Below are 261 nucleotides of genomic sequence, written 5' to 3' on the forward strand. Positions count from 1 at the left end.
CCGATGTCGTTGTACTGCAACGCCGCCCCATTCAACCTCGGCACAGAAACCACCACATCGGGCTTGACCAGCCCCCCATCAGGACCCACCCGATACCCGCCCGACATCACCTCCCCCGACTGGCCCACCGACTGACCCACCACAACACCCGAACCAGGCGAACACGCACCAAGCCCCCACACCACCCCAACAACAAGCCCCACAAACCCAACAACACCGCGCAACACACCAACCATGCGCCACACCGTAAAAGCACACCCC

At 62.8% G+C, this 261-nt stretch carries 1 pseudogene; it reads right to left on the reverse strand.

The window, feature by feature from the left end:
- Positions 1 to 236: pseudogene (locus M3T53_RS09800) on the reverse strand (hypothetical protein); the annotation flags it as partial.
- Between the last annotated feature and the right edge of the window lie 25 nt (positions 237 to 261).

The organism is Actinomyces sp. B33 (assembly GCF_028437565.1).
In the GTDB taxonomy this organism is placed as follows: Bacteria; Actinomycetota; Actinomycetes; order Actinomycetales; family Actinomycetaceae; genus Pauljensenia.